Below are 20821 nucleotides of genomic sequence, written 5' to 3' on the forward strand. Positions count from 1 at the left end.
TTCCTCCCTCATGATGCTGAATCCATTATAAGCTAAAGGACAAAAACATACTACTTGTCGTCTTTGTCGTCCCAACATGGGAATGCAGGATTTCCTGACTATCATTCCATTGCTCATATGCGCATAAACAATAGTGATCGAGAATAAGATCCGACAAAGGATATCGTACGAATCACCGAAATCGTAGCATCGCTCATGGTTGATTCCATTTTTTACTGTCTGAATGAGCGCAAAAAAGAAAGACGATTCCTGCTCTATTTTCTAACTTTCTTCATTCATTGTCATGCAAAATGGATGCCAATAAGAAAAAATCGTTTTTCCAGTTGTCCTTTCCCCTTGATTTTGCCGTTTCTTGCAAAAGTGTCATCATTTGCATGCAAATTATTGCAGTTTGTACTTTGCAATTTTGTAATACAAATTACGAATGGAAATTCCTAACCTTTTCGCAGCTTCGGTTTTGTTTCCTCCCGTCTGCATAAGCGTTTCTTGAATAATGTTTTTTTCATATTCATCCATCAAAGAAGATAGGGTTGTCCCTTTTTTTAAGCCATGAATCGGGGATTCAAGAGGATATTCTTTTGGCTGGGATTGCAAAAAGAATAAATGATCGACATCCATCATCGTCTCATGATAATTCATAAAAATCACAGCTCTTCCCAATACGTTTTCTAGTTCTCTTACATTCCCTGGCCAGTCATAATCCATTAACTTTTTCATTGCTTCCGAAGAAATTCTTTCCACATTTCGTCCGTAATCTTGGTTGATTTTTGCCAGCAAGTATCGGCAAAGCAATGGAATATCCGTCTTCCTTCGGCGCAATGGAGGGATTTGAATGGGCATTCGATTTAAACGATAATATAAATCTTCCCTGAATGTTCCTTCCGCAATGCCTTTTTCTAAAGAAACGTTTGTCGCGGCAATCACCCGAACATTAATGGGAATAGGTTTTGTGCCGCCTACACGAACAATTTCTTGTTCTTGAAGAACTCTTAATAATTTGGCTTGTGTATTCGGGCTTAATTCTCCAACTTCATCCAGAAAAATGCTGCCGTTATTTGCTTCTTCAAACAGTCCAATCTTGCCCCCTCTTTTCGCACCGGAAAAAGCCCCTTCTTCGTAACCAAATAATTCACTTTCCAACAACGTATCCGATATCGCAGCGCAATTCACGCGGACAAATTTATTGTAGCGGCGATCACTGGCATTATGTATAGCGTGAGCAAACAATTCCTTTCCTGTGCCCGACTCCCCTCTTAATAGTACGGTAGCAGGGGTATTCGCACCTAGCTTGGCCTGTTCAATCGCGAATTTGATTTCTTCTGATTCACCCACTATGTCTTCAAACGTATATTTCGCTTCCAACGTACGAATAATTTGTCTAGCCCGATTCAATTCTTGAGTCAACGCCTGTATTTCTGAAACATCATGGATCACACCGACGCTTCCTTTCAGTGTGCCATTGACAATAATAGGCGCTACATTCACCACCACTTCTTTCCGTTTCGGACCAACCTTCATTTTCACTCCTCGAACCGGTTTACGTTTCTCCAATACCTCCATATGGACGCTTTCCCCTTCGGATATGTCCGCATTGGCCGGTTTTCCGATCACCTGTTCTTCCGTTAAACCCGTGATTCTTGTGTAGGCAGGATTGATTAAAATGCCTCTTCCTTTTTCATCCACTACGGAAATGGCATCGTCGCTTGAATGGATAATCGCTTCGAGCATGGTTTGAACTTCTTTTAAATTGGTGATCTCTTCGGCGAGGTTCAGTACTTCCGTAATATCCCGAAAGACGGCGAACGCTCCCATCATATTTTGATTTTCGTCCATCATCGGTATTCGCGTCGTAATAATTTTCAAGCCGTTCGCCAATAATTGTTCTTGATTGACTTCCGCTTTTTTTGTCCTTAATATACGAGGAAGCCGGCTTGTGGGAATGATTTGCCGTACGGGAGTGCCTATCGCTTGTTCTTTTTTGATTCCGATGATTCGTTCCGCGCTTTTATTATAGAGAATAATTTTTTCGCGAAGATCAATTCCGACCATTCCTTCATCTGTGGAATCAAAAATGACATTATGCTTATTTTGTTCATTTTTCAGCTGGAGAATGAGCGATTCTTTTTCTTGCAACAGACGGGCCATCATATGAGCGATATTGCCGGGAATCAAGACCGTTTGCTTTCCGCACACTTCTTTCATCTCTTGAAATACCTTTTCATCCCCTGTCACTTCGACAGCCATTCCGATTTCATCTGTTAAAAGCGGCTTCCAATCGGATTCTGTCCGTATCCCCATCTTTCTGGCCAATTTCATGCCCGGAGCATTCTCATGGATATCGACAATGGCCGCTATTTGAAATAGCGCTGTTTCCCGAAGAAATTTTAAGATCGTCATTCCGCCTCTTCCTGCACCGACAATTAACACCTTTTGCAATGTCGCTTCACCACGCTTTGAGAGGTTTTTCATCTTTTACATTTTAATGGAAAATATCCGCTTGACAATTTTGAAAAGTTGGATACTATTTGGTCATACGGACAAAAAGGGGAGAAAGTCATGGCTCGTATTTTTGCGCTATTAATATTGGTCATTCCCGCGCTTCTCGCGGGTCTGGGAATAAAGTGGATGAGAGATACGGTATTCGGTATTCTACACCCGCCCTTTCTTTCTTTATGGCTGCAATTTCTTATCGGCTTTTTACTGTTTGGAGCCGGGCTTTCGTTTGTAGGGGGTTTTGTTTTTTACCGCGACCGTAAAAGAAACAAAGTACAAAAACGATTCCAAAAAAGATAAAAAGAATGGATTCATGAATGACCATCTTGCTCTTCGTGTTCGCAAAATGGATTTTGCTTGAAAAGATTGTCCACAAACAAGATTAGCGGCTTCAAGGGAATGTTTTCCTCGAAGCCGTTTCATTTAACTGATCTAATCCATTTCCATTGAGTATATAAAATATCCACATTGTCGTTCTTTTTATGATGACGATTGGCCATCACTTTGCCGCAACCGGAGTGCTTTCTTCGGTTCGTCCGTGATAATGGCGTCACACCCCATCGCAAAAAGGCGTTTCATGTCTTTCTCACGGTTAACGGTATAAGGACGTACTTTAATTCCATTTTGACGGGACATTTGAACGATTTCTTCCGTTAATGTCTGATAATGGGGATGAATGGCTCTTGCATGTAATCCTTTCGCATAGACCCACGGTAAATATATCCCGTAGGAATACAAAAGGGCCGTTTCCACATCGGGCGCCAGCCGATAACAATGAACGATCGAGTAATGATTAAAAGAAGAAAGAATCACTCGTTTTTCAAATCCATAGCGGCGGATGAATGCAATGACTTTTTCCTCTAAATGGAATTGCTGAAATTCGTGGCTTTTTATTTCTACATTGCAAATCAAATGATTTCCGGCCAACCAGTCAAACACTTCTTTTAACGTTGGAATTCGCACTTTTTCGTTCTGTTTTTTAAAAATATAGTGTGCGTTCAATTGCTGCAGCTCGCTCAACGTGTAATCTTTTACATACCCTTTTCCATTGGTGGTACGATCCACCTTTTCATCATGAATAACCACTACTTCGCCGTCTTTTGTCAATTGCACATCTAATTCGATTCCATCAGCACCGCATTTTTCCGCTTCTTGAAAAGCCGACATCGTATTTTCCGGCTCAATGCTGGAAAACCCTCTATGGGCAAATATGAGAGTCACGACCCACTCATCCCCTTAATCCATTTTTCCTTTGGAACAAAAAAGAACATTCTTTCAGAGGCTTACCATTTGACCAAAAAAGAATGTTCATACATAAAAATGAAAGAAGTCTTTAACGCTGAGTAAAAATGGATCAGACATTGCAACGATCGTTAAAATGATCGTCCAAACGGATATTTAAGAAGCTTTATGCTCCAATCTCAGCTTATCGGCTACCATCGCGATAAACTCACTGTTCGTAGGTTTTGCTTTCGACATGCTCACCGTATAACCAAATAAAGAAGAAATGGATTCTATATTTCCACGGCTCCAAGCAACTTCGATGGCATGACGGATCGCCCGCTCCACTCGGCTTGCGGTCGTATTGTATTTCTTAGCGATATCCGGATACAGGATTTTGGTAATGGATCCCAGCAGTTCAATGTCGTTGTACACCATTGCGATGGCTTCGCGCAAATATAAATAGCCTTTAATATGAGCCGGCACACCAATTTCATGAATAATGCTCGTAATGCTTGCATCTAAATTTTTCGGCTTTTGCTCGGAGGCCATTCGGGAAAAATGAGTGGATTTTTTTAGAATCGATGGTGCTGATCCGCTTACTTGACGAATATGGCTGATCAAATTTTCCATATCAAAAGGCTTTAAAATAAAATAAGAAGCTCCTAATTCAACAGCTTTTTTCGTCACATCTTCCTGTCCAAAAGCTGTTAGCATAATGACATTCGGCGTTTTCTCCAAAGGATTCTCTCTGATACTTTCCAGTACAGCCAATCCATCAAAATGAGGCATGATAATATCCAATATTAACACATCGGGAGCCGTTCTTGGGAGCATTTCCAAGCAATCATGTCCATTGTAAGCAACCCCCGCTACTTCCATATCTTCTTGAGAAGAAATAGCGTCTACCAACAAATTCACCAATTCGCGATTATCGTCAACAACAGCCACTTTTATTTTTTTCACTACAGGTTTCCTCCTCAATCCTGATTTCTCTCTTTTATATTTCTCATTATATTCATTCTCTGAATTATTTTTTCGACAAATCCAAAAAAAATCCTTTAAGTTTTCAAATTTTTAATGAAGATTTTAGCAGTTTTCGTTTTTGAAAAGAAAAAACCAGGTGGATTGCTCCATCTGGTTTTTAACTTGCTGCTTTTTTATTTTTATTTCCGTAAATATCGATCCCCGCTTCATGCAACATCCATTCAATGTGAACGCCATAGCCGGAAGTTGGATCGTTGACAAAAACATGGGTTACGGCACCCACAATTTTTCCATCTTGTATAATGGGGCTCCCGCTCATCCCTTGAACAATTCCACCTGTTTTATCGAGTAGTCTCGGGTCGGTTATTTTGATCACCATTCCTTTGGTAGCGGGATATTTTTGCGGAATCGTGCTGACAATTTCAATATCATAAGATTCCACTTTTTCACCATTTAAAACCGTCAATATTTTAGCCGGTCCTTCTTTTACTTGATAAGATAAAGCCACTGGCATCGGCTTGTTTAATACTCCATTCGAGATATTTTGATTTAATTTGCCGAAAATGCCAAACGAGCTGTTTTTGCGAATATCGCCGATCGTTTGGCGATCTTCTGAAAACCGGGCTAACTTTTCTCCAGGATCGCCATGACGTCCTTTTTCAATAGAAGTCACGGTCGATCGTACAATATTGCCATCATGAACAAGGATCGGTTTTTTTGTATCCATATCGGAAATGACATGACCCAAAGCGCCATATTTTTTTGTTTTTGGATCATAAAAGGTCATCGTACCGATTCCTGCTGCTGAATCTCGGATATAAAGCCCCAGTTTGTAGGTATTTTCGTTTTTGTCTTTTAGTGGAAGAAGTTTTGTTTTGATTTTTTGGTTATCTCTTATCACTATGACTTCCAGCGGCTTTTTTTCAATGCCGGCATGCTTTATTAATCGAGAAATATCGTTTAATTTTTCTACGGGTTGACCATTGATTTCCGTTATAATGTCACCGACTCGAATGCCGGCTTCCTCACCAGGTGATTTTTTCCCAGATGCAGAATCTACCAAGTGATGACCTACGACGAGGACGCCTAGCGAATTTAATTTTACCCCTATCGATTGGCCGCCGGGTATGATTTTAATGTTTTTGACTACTCGTATATCCACTTTTTTCATTGGAAATCCTGCATATTCCAGCAATACTTCTTCTTTTCCTATATCCTTTCCTTTTATAGAAAACGCACTTTTTCGATTATGAACATCAACATGGTCCTTTGAAGAAGCAAATGCACTCACTGCTTGAGATTTGCCGAAAGAAATTTGTTCTCCTTCTGGCAAAGATATCGATTTTGGTATGGACATGTATTTTTCAACAGGCTGACACACCAAAGCCATGATCAAAGAAACAAGGAGAATTCCACCAATTATTTTCCTTAGACGATCCAAACTCATCTTTTCACTCTCCTCGCTTCTTATTAGGCTACACTTTTAATTTGACCTTTCCGGAATGGATTTATAACTGTGTAAACAGCAAAAAGCTATCCAATTTAGGATAGCTTTTCAAACTTGTTTAATGGATTTGGCCAAGTCAAGCAGTTCCTTTGCATGCTGCTTCGTCAAAGTGGTCATTTCTACTCCCGAAATCATCCGGCCGATCTCTTTTACTTTTTCTTCATATTCCAACGGTTTGACAGACGTTCTAGTCCGTCCTTCGTCGGTCTCTTTGGAAATATATAAATGAGTGTCCGCCATGGCCGCGACCTGCGGCAGATGAGAAATGCACAGAACTTGGGATTGAACAGATACTTGATAAATTTTTTCGCCAATCGCCTGTGCGACGCGGCCGCTAACCCCTGTATCCACTTCATCAAATATGATGGAAGTAACCCCTTGGTGGCTGGAGAAAATCGTTTTCAACGCCAGCATAATCCGCGACAATTCTCCTCCAGAAGCCACTTTTGCTAAAGGTTTCAAGGGTTCGCCCGGATTGGTAGAAATATAAAATTCCACTTGATCGATCCCGTCTTTATGGAATGTGTCTTCTTCCACAGGTAGGAATCGAATTTCAAATACAGTCTTGTCCATATAAAGCTGTTTTAATTCGTGGTGAATCGCTTCAGTCAGTGTTTCTGCCCATTTTTTGCGCAAATTGCTCAAATTTTTCGCTTCCAATAACAGATCTTGTTTGATGGACGCTAATTTTTTTTCCAAATCCTCGAGCCTGGTTTCTTTATGGGTTAAAGTTTCGATCTCTTCTTCTATTTTGGCCCCGTACTCCAAAATCTCTTCAATGCTTTGTCCGTATTTTCTTTTCAGAAGATTGATTTCATTCAATCGGGCTTCAATTTCATTTAATCTGTTAGGATCAAATTCGATCGTATCCATTTCTCCGCTGATTTGCCTTGCAGCGTCTTCCAGCATATAATAAGCGTTTGACACATTTTTATAAACGGGTTCGTATTCACTATCCAGTTCAGCAGCTGTCTCTAAATAGCTCATGACAAGGCCGACCCAATCGAGTCCTTTTCCTTCCCCTTGCAGGCCATCGTAGCTTGTCGTAATGGCTTCATATAACTTTTCATAATTGGAAAGTTTTCGTTTTTCATTCAGCAGCTTTTCATCTTCATTCAGCTGCAAGTCAGCGCTTTGAATTTCATTCAGTTGGAATTGAATGAGATCGAGTCGATGAGCCATCTCTTGTTCATTCTCGCTTAATTGGCTAATTCTTTGTTTCGTTTTTACGTATTGCTCATACAGCTCTTGATAGCTCATCTTGGCTTTCTCCAATTCTTTGCCTGCAAATTCGTCCAGCAATTGCAAATGGAGAGCGGGATTTAACAGTTCTTGATGCTCATGCTGACCATGAATATCGACGAGGGAGGCGCCAATCTCCCTCAAAATGGATATCGTGACCAGCTTCCCATTAATTCGGCAGACACTTTTTCCAGAAGTCGAAATCTCCCGGCGAAGGACAATCATTCCATCTTCAATGTCGATTCCCAATTCCTCTGCTTTTTGATAACAAGGATGATCGGGATTATCCAGCAAAAACAACCCTTCAATTTCTGCCTTTTTTTCTCCGTGCCGGACAAATTCAGCAGAACCTCTTCCGCCTATCAACAGCGAGATGGCATCAATAATAATCGATTTACCGGCCCCGGTTTCACCGGTTAAAACCGTCAATCCTTTATCGAGGGAGAGGGAAAGTTCATCGATAATGGCAAAATTGTGGATGGATAATTCTTGCAGCAATTACATCCCTCCAAACCTGTTATTACAACATTTCCAGAAATCGTTTTTTCAACAACTCTGTATGTTCCTGTTCTCTGCAAATAATTAAGCAAGTGTCGTCGCCGCAGATGGTTCCCAAAATTTCTTCCCAATCTAAATTATCAAGCAGAGCTCCTACAGCATGAGCATTGCCGGGGAGCGTTTTCAACACCACAAAATGCCCTGCGGAATCAATGCTGACAAAAGCGTCAAGCAAAGCTCTTTTCAATTTTTGCAACGGATTAAAACGCTGATCAGCCGGAAGACTGTATTTGTATCTGCCATCCGGCAATGGCACTTTGACAAGGTGCAATTCTTTTATATCTCTGGAAACAGTCGCCTGCGTAACATTAAATCCTGCTTTTCGCAAATATTCAACAAGCTCGTCTTGAGTCTCAATATCATGATGTGCAATAAATTCGCGAATTTTAATATGGCGTTGTCCTTTATTCATGTATAACACCCCATAAACTTTGTATAAACATGCTTGTTTATACATTTATCATATATTAAATGAACGAGGAAGTATAGTCATAGTTCTTCGCCCGGGCATCCGGGTCTGCCGCGTTCTTTTCTAAAGGCCGATGCCGAGAATCTGTATTGTAGTATCTCCTGTTGTGTAAAACAAATATGCGAAAACAAAAAGAAAAACGGCCTACCATTAAAGAGCCGCCATTACACTGAAAAGGAGACCCGGCCGCCTCCCGGAAGCAAGGCAATTCCGTCCGTCTCCTGTTTTTAAGATGGATCTTTCGATTTTTTGAACTGCTCGTGAGCTTCTTTTACGATCGATTCAATCGAAAAAGGATATTTTTGATCCTCTTGCTCGATCGATCGGCTCTCTCCCGGCCAAAAAAGATGGAGCAAAAATTCAATATTTCCGTCTCCTCCTGTAATGGGAGAGTACGATAAATTTTTGACTATATATCCTTCTTTGGCAGCAAAATCGATTGTTTGTTCGATTACTTCTTGATGAACGCGAGGATCACGAACGATTCCTTTTTTTCCTACTTGTTCCCTTCCCGCTTCAAACTGCGGTTTAATTAAGGCAATGCAATCACTGGAAGGCACCAGCACTTTTTTCAACACCGGAAAAATCAATCGCAATGAGATAAATGAAACATCAATGGTAGCAAAATTAGGCAAGCCTTTTGTAAAATTTTCCGGCTGTACATAGCGAAAATTAGTACGTTCCATGACCACTACGCGTTCATCTTTTCTCAATTTCCATGCTAATTGATTATATCCGACGTCCAATGCATACGACATTTTTGCTCCGTTTTGAAGAGCACAATCCGTAAATCCTCCGGTAGAAGCTCCGATATCCAATAAAATTTTTCCTTTTATATCCACATCAAATTCTTTTAACGCTTTTTCTAGCTTTAAACCTCCACGGCTAACATATGGCAACGGATTTCCCTTTATTTCTAAAGGAATGTCCTCCGGAACCTTGTCTCCCGGTTTTTCAAGCCTAGTCTCGTTGGAGAAAACGGTTCCCGCCATGATTGCTCTTTTTGCTTTTTCTCTTGTCTCTATTAATCCTCTTTCCACAAGTAGCACATCTAGTCGCTGTTTTTTTACTTTCATAATCAAGCCCTTTTCTTTTTTTCTGGAATGATGGAATGAAGAATCTTCACTGCATGTTCAAAAGTAAGATCCATTTCTTCCAGCAACTTGTTGACACTGCCATGTTCAATAAAACGGTCCGGTATTCCCATGCGTTCAATGACGGTATGGTGGAAACCACGGTCGTGGGCAAATTCCATCACCGCGCTTCCAAATCCCCCTTGAAGAACCGCTTCTTCGATCGTGAGAATAGGGATGTTTTCCTTTAAAATCGAGAGCAGCATCTCTTCATCAAGCGGCTTAATAAAGCGGGCATTGACCACTTTGACAGACTGCCCCTGCTTCTCCAATTCTTTCGCTGCCTCCAATGCCATAGGAATGGTCGTGCCAAAAGTAAGAATAGCCGCATCTTTGCCCTCTTTCAACACTTCCCATGTTCCAATCGGAATGGCTGTAAATTCCTCGTCCATTGGTACGCCTAGCCCGTTTCCGCGGGGGAATCTCATCGCAATGGGGCCATCATCATATTGCAACGCGGTATACACCATGTTTTGGCCTTCATTTTCGTCCTTTGGCATCATTAAAACAAGATTAGGCAAGCTCCTTAAAAAGGCAATATCAAAGACGCCTTGATGCGTTTCCCCGTCTGCGCCCACAAGTCCGGCGCGGTCAATACCAATGAACACATTCAAATTAGGACGGCATATATCATGAACTACCTGGTCATATGCTCTTTGCAAAAAGGTGGAATATATAGCTAAATAAGGTTTCATGCCTTGTGTAGCCAAACCGGCGGCCATCGTGGCTGCATGCTGCTCTGCAATTCCAACATCAAACATCCGATCCGGAAATTCTTCGGCAAACCCAAGCAATTTCGATCCGACCGGCATTGCCGGAGTAATCGCCACAATTCGTTTGTCCGTTCTGGCCAATTTTCGGACGGTTTCACTGACCACTGCACTCCAAGCCGGAGGAGCATCTACCGGTTTGATGATATCCCCTGTTTCAATCTTATATGGTCCGGTTCCATGCCATGTTCCTTTTCTGTCCGACTCGGCAGGCTGGTACCCTTTCCCTTTTTTCGTAATGACGTGAAGAAGCACAGGTCCCTTTGTTTTTTTGGCATACTGAATATTTTCAATCAATTCATGAAAATCGTGGCCGTTAATCGGACCAAAATATTTGAATCCGAGTTCTTCAAAAAAAACGCCATTGACAACCAAATATTTCAAGCTGTCTTTTAACCTCTCAGCCGTTTGGGCAATCTTTCCGCCTACAGCCGGGATTTTTTTCAATAATTGTTCTAATTCGTCCTTCACTCGATTATATTTCCCCGCTGTTCGCAATCTGCCCAACATACTGTGAAGAGCGCCTACATTTGGAGCGATCGACATTTCATTGTCATTTAAGACGACGATCATGTCTTTTTTTTCGTGACCAATATGATTCAGCGCCTCTAATGCCATTCCTCCTGTTAACGCTCCGTCTCCAATAACGGGTACAATATAAGACGATTCATTTTTTAAATCTCTGGCAATGGCCATTCCCATCGCTGCAGATAACGAAGTGGAGCTATGGCCCGTTTCCCAAACATCATGTTCACTTTCAGAATGCTTTGGAAAACCAGAGAGGCCTTTATATTGGCGAAGCGTATCAAATTGATCGGCGCGTCCCGTCAAAATTTTATGGACATAAGACTGGTGGCCGACGTCCCATAGAATTTTGTCCTGTGGACTTTGAAAACAACGATGGAGCGCAATGGTTAACTCCACTACCCCGAGATTGGGTCCGATATGCCCGCCTGTTTTAGAAAGTTTTTCGATCAGGAATTGACGTATATCAGCACTTAATGCTTCTAATTCTTGTATGCTTAAATTTCGTAAAAAAGAAGGGTCTTTTATTGATAATAGATCCAAGAGGATCACTCGCTTTCATTCTGTTCAGATTTCAATGATTCTGCTTAAACAGGCATTAAGACCGCTTCCTAAACATTGGAAGAAGCCATTTGTTTAGGAGCACTTGCCTCAAAAACTCAAAGCAATAAATCTCAATACATCGAACGGAAAGCACAAGAACGTTGGGCAAAAACGCTCACACCTTTATGACAGCAGCTCTTTTCTTCGACCGCTTAAACGTCCGCATCATCCCGATATTCAAATCGGGCTTTTCAGCTGCCGTCTTTTCCTAAAGCTTCCGTCCACTAAGCCTTATCCGCTTTTTTCGTGTATGAGAGATTTCATTTTTCGGCAGTGCCTTTATTGATATGACTGGAACCTGAGCTGTCGAACAGCATCTCGATAATGCTAATGTCACTTTGTATTTGATCATATCACAAAACGAATGACCCCACAAACCATTTTGAGAGATAGTGCACTCCTTTATCCGGAGACTCGAATCTCCATTGAAAAACGATGTAGACTAACCGTATATACCCGATTGGTTCGACTCATCTTCAGAGAAGGATGCAAACACTCCCGATGATGGAAATTTCACGTCATTAGCTGTCCCTGGTGGCAATCATTAGGGCAATATCTTTTAAAAGAGCTGTCTCAACGTTTAAACGGTTCAACTCTTCTATTGCTTGATGGACATGTTCTTTTAATTTTTCTCTCGCCCCGCTAACGGTTAATAAAGCCGGATACGTATTTTTGTGGTTCGCTATATCACTTCCGACTCTTTTTCCGAGTTTTTCCTCTGAGCCGACTATGTCCAATATATCATCTTGAATTTGAAACGCAATTCCGATGTGGTAGGCATATCTTTCGAAAACAGCCAATTCTGCTTCCGTTGCCCCGCCGATCAAAGCCCCGGCTCTTACGCTAAAGGCAATCAATCGCCCGGTTTTATTTCTATGAACGGCTTCTAGTTCCTCTAAAGTAAGAGCTTTTTTTTCACCTTCCATATCTGCGACTTGCCCTGCTACCATTCCTTCCGGTCCCGCCGCTTTAGCCAATTGCTCTATGATAGCCACTTTTTCTTTTTCATACAAGTCAGGTGATTGAGCGATAATTTGAAAAGCGTACGTCAATAGCGCATCTCCTGCCAAAATAGCGTTTGCCTCTCCGTAAACTTTATGGTTCGTCGGTTTTCCGCGGCGCAAATCGTCATCATCCATACTTGGCAAGTCATCATGGATTAAAGAATAAGTATGAATCATTTCGAGAGCGGCTGCTGCATCCATTCCCCTTTCAGGGTCTTTCCCAAAACTGTTAATAGCAGCAAATAAAAGAACCGGACGTATTCTTTTTCCGCCCGCCTGTAAAGAATAATCCATCGCTTCTTTTAAAACGGGAGGAGAGTCCAAAGAGGAAATATAAAATCTTAATTTCTGTTCTATTTTTTGTTTGTATTCTTTCATAAAATCGGCCAACGTAGATTGGGACAATGTCTACTCCTCCTCTTGAATGCGAAATTCTCTTTCGCCTTCTTCAGTCATGAGCTTTGCTACCTGTTCTTCCGCATCTTGCAATTTATCATGGCAAAGCTTAGAAAGTTCCATACCTTTTTTATAGATTGAAATCGCTTCTTCCAATGGAACATTTCCTTCTTCCAGCTTTCTCACAATGTCCTCCAATTGTTCCATCGCTTGTTCAAATGATAGTTCCTGCTCAATTGCCATTATGATCCCTCCTTACTTCCGTTACTCGGCAATCCAATTGACCGTCTGAAAGACGGATTTGAATATTGTCTCCTCGATCCACTTGTTCGGTGCTTTTGATGACCGTTTGATCTTCCGAAAACACAACGCCATAACCTCTTTCCATAATTTTCATAGGATTGAGGGCACTAAAAACCGATAAAGTATTTCCCAGCTTTTTCTTATGCTCATTCAAATAGCGAACCATTTGTTTGTGAAGCTCAAGCTGCTGATGTTCTACATTTTCTGAAGCTAGTTGAATTCGTTTTCCCGGATGATGTTTGAATAGTTGTTTGCTCAAATAAGAATAATAATCTTGCAAACGATGAAACTGAAATCTCTGTTCCCTTATTAATTTTTCCGTCAGCCTGTCCACTTTCTCCATTTTCTGAACGTATATCGATGCCGGATTGCGCAAAACATAGGAATCCTTCAGCGCTTCATAACGTTTTCGTTCTCTATTTACCTTTTCTGAAACGGCCCGAATCAAGCGCATTTTTTTCGTCAACACTTTCTCCAATACGTCCTCTATTTGCGGTACGGCCAATTCAGCGGCTCCCGTTGGCGTCGGCGCTCTCATATCGGCAACGAAATCCGCGATGGTGAAATCCGTTTCATGTCCGACGGCGGATATAACCGGGATACGGGAATGGTGAATGGCTCTGGCCACCACTTCTTCATTGAATGCCCATAACTCCTCGATCGATCCACCGCCACGGCCAACGATCAGAACATCAATCTCTTCATTGCGATTCGCTTCAGCAATGGCTTTCGCCACAGAACTAGCGGCATTTTCTCCTTGAACAAGCGCCGGATAAACATATACTTTAGTGATGGGAAATCGTCTTTTAATAGTCGTTATAATATCACGAATGGCGGCTCCCGTCGGAGAAGTAACGACTCCAACAGCCGCAGGAAATGACGGGATTTTTTTCTTTAATTCCGGACGAAAGAGGCCTTCTTTTTCCAATTTTTCTTTCAATTGTTCAAAGGCCAGAAACAATTCGCCAATCCCGTCCGGCTGCATTTCCTTGACATAAATTTGATACTGGCCGCTCGCTTCATATACCGTGATTTCCCCTTTAACTAACACTTGCATGCCATTTTCAGGTTGAAATTTTAATCGTCTATTCATCGTGGAAAACATCACGGCCAAAATTCTCGCCTGGTCGTCCTTTAACGTAAAATACATATGTCCGCTCGTATGCTGTTTGAAATTGGAAATTTCACCTTTTACCATGACGTTTCGAAGGTACGGATCCGCATCGAATTTTCTTTTGAGATATTTCGTTAATGCCTTCACCGTTAAATACGCTGGCTGATTCATAAAAAATCACCTTTTCGTCTTTTTCCCGGCTACGGCTGCCGGAATGTCATAAGAAAAGCTGCATTCCACGCCAATCGCTGGAAGGCAGCCTTCTTTTTTATTATTGTACTATGAATCAATTGGAAATGCGATCTTTTACCATTCTTTTGGCTGATTGAACCGTATTGTAAAGCAACATCGTAATCGTCATCGGTCCAACTCCACCAGGCACAGGAGTAATGAAGCTTGCTTTTTCTCGAACGGATTCAAAGTCAACGTCCCCGCAAAGCTTTCCGTTTTCGTCGCGGTTCATACCGACATCAACGATGACAGCCCCTTCTTTCACATCTTCTGCTTTTAAAAATTTCGCTTTTCCAACTGCCGCTATGATGATATCGGCTTGTTTCGTATGATACGAAAGATCTTCTGTTTTAGAATGACAATAAGTGACAGTCGCATTACGCTGAAGTAATAAAAGTCCGGCAGGCTTTCCAACAATGTTGCTCCGCCCAATGACAACTGCCCGTTTTCCTTGCAAATCGATCTGTTCCCTTTCCAGCAGTTTCATAATGCCATATGGGGTACACGGCAAAAACCCTTCTTTTCCTATTACCATTTTCCCAACGTTCACCGGATGAAACCCATCGACATCTTTTTCTGGAGAAATCGTGTCAATGACTTTTGATTCGGAAATGTGACCAGGAAGCGGCAGCTGAACAAGAATGCCATGAATTCGCTTATCCTCATTCAATTCGCGGATTTTATCGAGCAGCTCGGCTTCCGAAATGGCAGCAGGGTATTTATAAATTTCCGAATGAATGCCTACTTCCTTACAGCCTTTTTCTTTATTCCTTACATACGTATGGGATGCGGGATCATCTCCGACCAGTATCACGGCAAGACCCGGAACAACACCTTGCGCTTTTAATTCATCCACTTCTTTTTTTATTTCTTCACGAATTTCCTTTGCCGCCGCTTTCCCATCAATTAGTTTGCCTGCCAATGCTTTTCGCCTCCTATTTATTCTCTAGCGACTTTTTAATTCTTGATAAAACACCGTTAATAAATTTTCCTGAACGTTCGTCTCCAAATCGTTTGCCGATTTCTACTGCCTCATTGATTGCCACATTGGCGGGAACATCTTCCCGATATTTCATTTCGTAGACAGCCAATCTTAAAATATTGCGGTCGACTTTTGCCAAGCGGTCAAATGACCAATTTTCCAAATGCTGTTTAATGCAGCCATCTATTTCATCCAGATGTTCATATGTACCGAGTACACATTGATGCACATAACTGTCGTCCACTTCTTCAGGGACTACATTTCGGATAGCTTCCGCTGGATCCGCACCGCTTACATCGATCTGATATAACGCTTGCAGACTTTTTTCGCGCGCTTCTCTTCTGTTCATTCGTGCTCTCCTTCTTTTTATGTATTTCTTGCTGGTATTATATCAAGACAATCAAAAATGAGAAAAGAAGTTCCGACCAATTAAGCGACCATTCGCATAACGGCACGTACAAAAAGAGGCCGACCCAAAAAGACCCGCCCCTCCTTATCACTCAAGAATTGTTGTCTTTATTCAGACAAAGATGAGGAGGGACATGATCCTCGGCATGGGGTCAGCTATTTTTACACTTCTTGTTCAATTTCGCCGTCACTCGTTTTCGTTTCAAATTGTACTCCTACAATATGGACATTTACTTCATCAGCCTCAAGCGATGTCATATTGAGCAGCGCCTGGCGAATACTGTCTTGAACTTTTTGAGCTACAGACGGGATGGAGATGCCAAAATGGACGACACAATAGACGTCCACCTTCATGCTTTCGTCTGTCAACTCCACTTTTACACCTTTCCCATGGTTTTTCCGTCCTAAACGTTCCGCTACACCCGACGCAAAACTTCCGCGCATTTGAGCAACGCCCTCTACTTCAGAAGCGGCAATTCCGGCAATCACTTCAATGACTTCAGGCGCAATCTCTATTTTCCCCAGCTCATTTTCATCATTGTTCATTTCCAACAGTTGGTTATTTTCAACCATTTTCTGCACCTCCGGGCATATTATGTGTTCATCACATCATACATCTCAAGAAACTTTGTATTAAAGTCTCCTTCCACGAACTTTTCATGCGCTAATAATTTCAAATGAAACGGAATGGTTGTATGAACACCATCAATGACAAACTCGCTTAAAGCACGTTTCATCCGGGCGATCGCTTCTTCGCGGGTATCGCCGTAAGCAATTAATTTGGCGATCATAGAATCGTAATAAGGAGGAATCATATAGCCTGGATACGCAGCGGAATCCACACGAACTCCAAGCCCTCCCGGCGGCAAATACATTTGGATTCTGCCCGGGGAAGGCATGAAATTTTTCTCAGGATTCTCTGCATTGATACGGCATTCAATCGCCCATCCATGAAAAGTCACGTCTTCTTGTTTAAGGGAAAGTTGTTCTCCAGAAGCGATACGAATTTGTTCTTTCACAAGATCAACGCCAGTAACCAGTTCTGTTACAGGATGCTCCACTTGAATCCGGGTATTCATTTCCATGAAATAAAATTGGCGGTTACGATAATCATAAATAAATTCTATCGTACCGGCTCCTGTATAATCAACCGCCTTTGCCGCTTTCACGGCCGCTTCTCCCATTTCTTTTCGAATTTCACCGTCTAAAGCAGGTGATGGAGATTCTTCCAACAATTTTTGCAGACGTCTTTGTATCGAACAATCCCGTTCACCTAAATGAATGACGTTGCCGTATTGGTCCGCCAAAATTTGGATTTCTACATGACGGAAATCTTCAATGTATTTTTCGATGTATACACCGGGGTTGCCAAAAGCAGTAGCCGCTTCTTGTTGAGTAATATTGATTCCTTTTTCCAGATCCTGTGGATTTCTGGCAACGCGAATGCCTTTTCCGCCACCGCCTGCGGTCGCTTTTATAATCACAGGATAGCCAATTTCCTCAGCCAGTGATAGGGCTTCATCGATGTTTTTGATAATCCCATGAGATCCCGGAACGATTGGAACACCGGCTTTTTTCATCGTTTCTCTCGCTACGTCTTTCGTTCCCATTTTAGAAATGGCTTCCGGTGAAGGGCCAACAAACGTGATATTGCATTCACGGCATAATTCTGCGAAATCGGCGTTTTCCGACAAAAATCCATATCCAGGGTGAATCGCATCACAGTTAGTCAAGGTGGCTACGCTGATGATATTCGTCATGTTCAAATAGCTTTCTTTTGATGTCTTCGGACCAACGCAATAAGCTTCATCCGCAAGCTGGACATGGAGCGCTTCTTTATCTGCTTCCGAATAAATGGCGACGGTCTCTATACCTAATTCCCGACAAGCGCGAATAATTCGGACCGCAATTTCCCCACGGTTCGCAACCAGTAGTTTTTTTATCATGCCGATCTCTCCTTATTCTGTTTTCACTAGAAACAACGGTTGCCCATATTCCACCAATTGTCCGTCTTTTACTAGCACTTCCACAATTTCTCCGTCTACTTCTGCCTCTATTTCATTAAATAACTTCATGGCTTCTATAATGCAAACCACTGTATTCTTCTGTACTTTTGATCCTACTTTTACGTAAGGATCAGCGTCTGGAGACGGAGATTGATAAAACGTTCCGACCATTGGAGATGTAATTTTATGTAATGCTGAATCCGTATTGGATGTTTCTGCTTTCTCTTGCGCCGCCTCTGTCGAAGCTTTTTCCACAGCCGCCTGTTCTTTTGGCGCCGCTGCTTGGGCGGCAGCAGGCTGCAGGGATGCAGCAGGTTGAACAGAAACAGGCTCTTGCTGTACATATGTAACACCGGCACGCTTTTTCATTTGGATTTTAGCGCCGTCTTCTTCATATACAAACTCGTCAATGCTTGATTGATCGACAAGCTTAATTAGCTCCCTAATTTCTTGGACTTTCATTTTTAGCACCCTTTCCTAAATAATGACTAAATAATAAGCCTAATTAATAACATCATACGATAAGAATTTGTGAAAAGACAAGAACAGCTTTATTCATGTTTCCATGAATATCCCTATTTTAGCTGTTTTTCATGCAATAATAAAGATCAGGATTGTTTTTCTTCCTCCCGGACTTTTTCAGTTTTCGCCAAAACAAATGACAATCCTGCTTTTCGGAAAAGAAAAAATTCAAATACTTTTTTTCATAAGGCGATCATGTCCCCCTCTTTGAAAACCAGAAATACGTTGAAAAATCATTCAGCCCACAAATAAAACCTTGTCTCAAAATGAATGACAAGGCTCCATTTCATAACACGGAATATTCAGAAAACATTTGTTGTTTGAATCCCTTTTGACTTCAATGAGATTTCTTCTTCATTCCTCGCTTTGAGGACTTTTTCATACAATCCGAAAAACAAGTTCATAAGCAAAGATAGATGAATCAGGTGAGTGAAACCTCATACCCTCTCTCAAAATCTATTGAGAAATATCACTGATTTATCGTCCGCCGTTTTCCATTCCTATAGACTGTTCTTATATGCTATTTAGAAGGCTGGAATTCCACGGCAATTGGCAAATATTGATTATCCATTTCTTTTTCAACAAGGTGAATGATCTCGTTCGCATCTTTAGCGGAATGTTCATTCGATTTTACTGTAATTAATATTTGCTTTCCGTCATCGCGAACCAGCGCATCTTTATATCCTTTCGATTTGATCAGCGTTTCAAGAACATTTTCTTTTGTTGCCATTTCCGTCAGCTTTTCCATCTCGTCATAAGCCTTGTTTTTTTCTTCAGGAGACAAATCAGAGGAAGCTAATTTGTTGGTCAGCTCTTCCCGCAATTTGCTGCGTTCATCTTGAATTTCCAGACGCAGAGCTTCGAAAGCTTCATCCCCCGCAGATTTCGTAATGACTTCCACATTATGGTTTTTGGCCGATTTATCTTTTGCCGATTCATCCGCTGCTGGATTGGTTTGTTTTTGTTCTGCCAATTCGCCGCCGTTTTTCGGCTGTTCGGGAGAAGTAATGTAATATACCGATAGCACCACAACTAGGCTAAGCATGGTTAATAGCCATACAGTCTGTTTTTTTAAAAGCATTTTTCAGAATCCTCCTTCTATTTTTTAGGCATTACGGCCACTCTGTAGCTAGGAACATCCAATACCCTCGTAACCGCTTCAATAATCCATTTTTTGACTTCAATGTTTTCTGCTCCTTCCGCTACAACTAGAACCCCGCGTATTTTCGGTTTCATCGTTTCTACGACGAGCGGTTCATCCGTTTCACCTTTTTGGACCATCACCACGTTTTCTTCTTTTGTTTCATCTTGAATGGTTCTTTTCCCTCCTTGTTTATCCTTTTCTTCCGTCGTTTGCTTTTGGGTTTTCGTGTTTTTTTCCAATACTTTTTTTTCTGTTGCTTCTACATTTACGACAACCGTGACATTATTGACGCCCAGCATTTCATCAAGTGCTTCTTTTAGTTGATTTTCATATTGAGTTTCGTAATCTTGGATGTTTTTCGGCTTTGTTTTCTTATCTGTCGCAAAGGTTTCCACATCTTTTTGCGAAGGGGGCTGCACAGTTGTCGTAACTGCCTGATTTTTCTTGTTCCACATATCACTTGCGGCCATCAAGGCGGCTCCAATAACGGCAGCGACCACCAAAAACAGCAATTTGTTCTTTTTCTTATCGTTCTTCCCATCGCCTAGTTTTAGCGGGAGCCATTTTTTATCAGAACTGTTTTTAGAATCCATGCCCATCCGTCCCCTCTTCATCCAGTACCACGATTTTTTCCGGATCCTCTCCCCACTGTTTGGCTAAAAAAGCAGCGATTTTTTTCTCTTCTTCATGCGGCTTTGAACTTCGAGAATCGTGAATGTCGATATTGACCTCTTGAACAGATTCTGTCATTCCGTCTTTTGCGTCTTTTAAAACCACCTTGATTTTATTTATATCCTCCTGCTTATACCCATGTTGATCTTTCATTTCCACTTGAATATCCACAATTTCTTTTTTGTACTTCTTCATCAGCTCCTTTTCCACCGAATGTTTTAATTGGACAGCCATCTGTTTTAAAATATATTCACGCTGAGACGCTTGTATTTCATTTTTCTTTTGATTCAATTGATTTTCTGCTTCCCAGGTTTCTCCGCCGCTCGTTTTGATCGCCGAAACGATTTCTTGCTGGAATTGGCCGGAAAACACCGAGAGCAGCGGCGTTAACAGGACAACGATTAAAATAAGTCCAACGATGATTTTTAAATATTTTTGATAGGTCGAAGAGGGAAGCAGCATTTCGATGGTAACAGCAAATAAAAGCAAAAGAATGATGTTGGCAATCCATTTCGCAAAAAAATCCATGTC

20 protein-coding genes are annotated in these 20821 nt (G+C 41.6%); 1 reads left to right on the forward strand and 19 read right to left on the reverse strand.

The features are described from left to right. Positions 1 to 381: 381 nt before the first annotated feature. Positions 382 to 2436, reverse strand: coding sequence for a sigma 54-interacting transcriptional regulator (locus NST12_RS10540; RefSeq protein WP_341101152.1), 2055 nt, complete (start codon positions 2434 to 2436; stop codon positions 382 to 384). Between the two features lie 120 nt (positions 2437 to 2556). On the opposite strand from NST12_RS10540, the gene NST12_RS10545 reads away from it, so the two are divergent. Continuing rightward, on the forward strand, positions 2557 to 2793 hold the full coding sequence (locus tag NST12_RS10545; protein ID WP_003355280.1) for a DUF2627 domain-containing protein: 237 nt from the start codon (positions 2557 to 2559) through the stop codon (positions 2791 to 2793). 180 nt (positions 2794 to 2973) lie between these two features. On the opposite strand, the gene NST12_RS10550 is transcribed toward NST12_RS10545, so the two are convergent. From NST12_RS10550 to spoIIIAF, 18 genes are all read right to left on the reverse strand, one after another. Beyond that, on the reverse strand, positions 2974 to 3714 hold the full coding sequence (locus tag NST12_RS10550) for a glycerophosphodiester phosphodiesterase (RefSeq protein ID WP_341029935.1): 741 nt from the start codon (positions 3712 to 3714) through the stop codon (positions 2974 to 2976). 177 nt (positions 3715 to 3891) lie between these two features. Further along, positions 3892 to 4680 carry a sporulation transcription factor Spo0A gene (gene spo0A, locus NST12_RS10555; protein WP_003355282.1) on the reverse strand — a complete coding sequence of 263 codons (789 nt, stop codon included), beginning with the start codon at positions 4678 to 4680 and terminating at the stop codon, positions 3892 to 3894. Positions 4681 to 4858: 178 nt separating this feature from the next. Then, complete coding sequence (spoIVB, locus tag NST12_RS10560) at positions 4859 to 6148, reverse strand: SpoIVB peptidase (protein WP_341101155.1); 1290 nt, start codon at positions 6146 to 6148, stop codon at positions 4859 to 4861. A 108-nt stretch (positions 6149 to 6256) separates the two neighbouring features. Next, on the reverse strand, positions 6257 to 7948 hold the full coding sequence (gene recN, locus NST12_RS10565) for a DNA repair protein RecN (protein ID WP_270583231.1): 1692 nt from the start codon (positions 7946 to 7948) through the stop codon (positions 6257 to 6259). Positions 7949 to 7970: 22 nt separating this feature from the next. Further along, the gene (gene ahrC, locus NST12_RS10570) at positions 7971 to 8420 is read right to left on the reverse strand and encodes a transcriptional regulator AhrC/ArgR (protein ID WP_328202025.1); all 450 of its coding nucleotides are present in this window, start codon (positions 8418 to 8420) and stop codon (positions 7971 to 7973) included. 284 nt (positions 8421 to 8704) lie between these two features. Next, complete coding sequence (locus NST12_RS10575; RefSeq protein ID WP_003355287.1) at positions 8705 to 9553, reverse strand: TlyA family RNA methyltransferase; 849 nt, start codon at positions 9551 to 9553, stop codon at positions 8705 to 8707. Between the two features lie 2 nt (positions 9554 to 9555). Next, on the reverse strand, positions 9556 to 11448 hold the full coding sequence (gene dxs / locus NST12_RS10580) for a 1-deoxy-D-xylulose-5-phosphate synthase (RefSeq protein ID WP_048624491.1): 1893 nt from the start codon (positions 11446 to 11448) through the stop codon (positions 9556 to 9558). A 581-nt stretch (positions 11449 to 12029) separates the two neighbouring features. Then, on the reverse strand, positions 12030 to 12917 hold the full coding sequence (locus tag NST12_RS10585) for a polyprenyl synthetase family protein (RefSeq protein ID WP_048623657.1): 888 nt from the start codon (positions 12915 to 12917) through the stop codon (positions 12030 to 12032). A 3-nt stretch (positions 12918 to 12920) separates the two neighbouring features. Next, positions 12921 to 13151 (reverse strand): exodeoxyribonuclease VII small subunit, encoded by a 231-nt coding sequence (xseB, locus tag NST12_RS10590; protein ID WP_003355290.1) that lies wholly within the window; start codon positions 13149 to 13151, stop codon positions 12921 to 12923. Then, positions 13141 to 14496, reverse strand: coding sequence for an exodeoxyribonuclease VII large subunit (gene xseA / locus NST12_RS10595; protein WP_328202020.1), 1356 nt, complete (start codon positions 14494 to 14496; stop codon positions 13141 to 13143). Before xseA ends, xseB begins: the two co-directional genes overlap by 11 nt. 115 nt (positions 14497 to 14611) lie before the next feature. Next, a complete protein-coding gene (folD, locus tag NST12_RS10600; protein ID WP_327796997.1) occupies positions 14612 to 15478 on the reverse strand; it encodes a bifunctional methylenetetrahydrofolate dehydrogenase/methenyltetrahydrofolate cyclohydrolase FolD in 867 nt (288 codons plus the stop codon). Positions 15479 to 15491: 13 nt separating this feature from the next. Next, positions 15492 to 15887 (reverse strand): transcription antitermination factor NusB, encoded by a 396-nt coding sequence (gene nusB, locus NST12_RS10605; RefSeq protein ID WP_048623660.1) that lies wholly within the window; start codon positions 15885 to 15887, stop codon positions 15492 to 15494. Between the two features lie 221 nt (positions 15888 to 16108). After that, entirely contained in the window at positions 16109 to 16519 is a 411-nt protein-coding gene (locus tag NST12_RS10610; protein ID WP_328202017.1) for an Asp23/Gls24 family envelope stress response protein, read from the reverse strand. Positions 16520 to 16539: 20 nt separating this feature from the next. After that, positions 16540 to 17892, reverse strand: a complete 1353-nt coding sequence (gene accC, locus NST12_RS10615) for an acetyl-CoA carboxylase biotin carboxylase subunit (RefSeq protein ID WP_003355296.1) — start codon at positions 17890 to 17892, stop codon at positions 16540 to 16542. A gap of 12 nt (positions 17893 to 17904) precedes the next feature. Beyond that, positions 17905 to 18414 carry an acetyl-CoA carboxylase biotin carboxyl carrier protein gene (accB, locus tag NST12_RS10620; protein WP_003355297.1) on the reverse strand — a complete coding sequence of 170 codons (510 nt, stop codon included), beginning with the start codon at positions 18412 to 18414 and terminating at the stop codon, positions 17905 to 17907. Positions 18415 to 18994: 580 nt separating this feature from the next. Then, positions 18995 to 19555 carry a SpoIIIAH-like family protein gene (locus NST12_RS10625; protein WP_048623662.1) on the reverse strand — a complete coding sequence of 187 codons (561 nt, stop codon included), beginning with the start codon at positions 19553 to 19555 and terminating at the stop codon, positions 18995 to 18997. Positions 19556 to 19572: 17 nt separating this feature from the next. After that, complete coding sequence (gene spoIIIAG / locus NST12_RS10630) at positions 19573 to 20217, reverse strand: stage III sporulation protein AG (protein WP_003355299.1); 645 nt, start codon at positions 20215 to 20217, stop codon at positions 19573 to 19575. Next, positions 20201 to 20818: a stage III sporulation protein AF gene (gene spoIIIAF / locus NST12_RS10635; protein WP_048623663.1), complete on the reverse strand. Its 618-nt coding sequence runs from the start codon at positions 20816 to 20818 to the stop codon at positions 20201 to 20203. The genes spoIIIAG and spoIIIAF overlap by 17 nt, the downstream gene beginning before the upstream one ends. Positions 20819 to 20821 lie beyond the last annotated feature (3 nt).

The organism is Bacillus sp. FSL W8-1127 (assembly GCF_038006725.1).
Classification (GTDB): domain Bacteria; phylum Bacillota; class Bacilli; order Bacillales; family DSM-4216; genus Bacillus_O; species Bacillus_O smithii.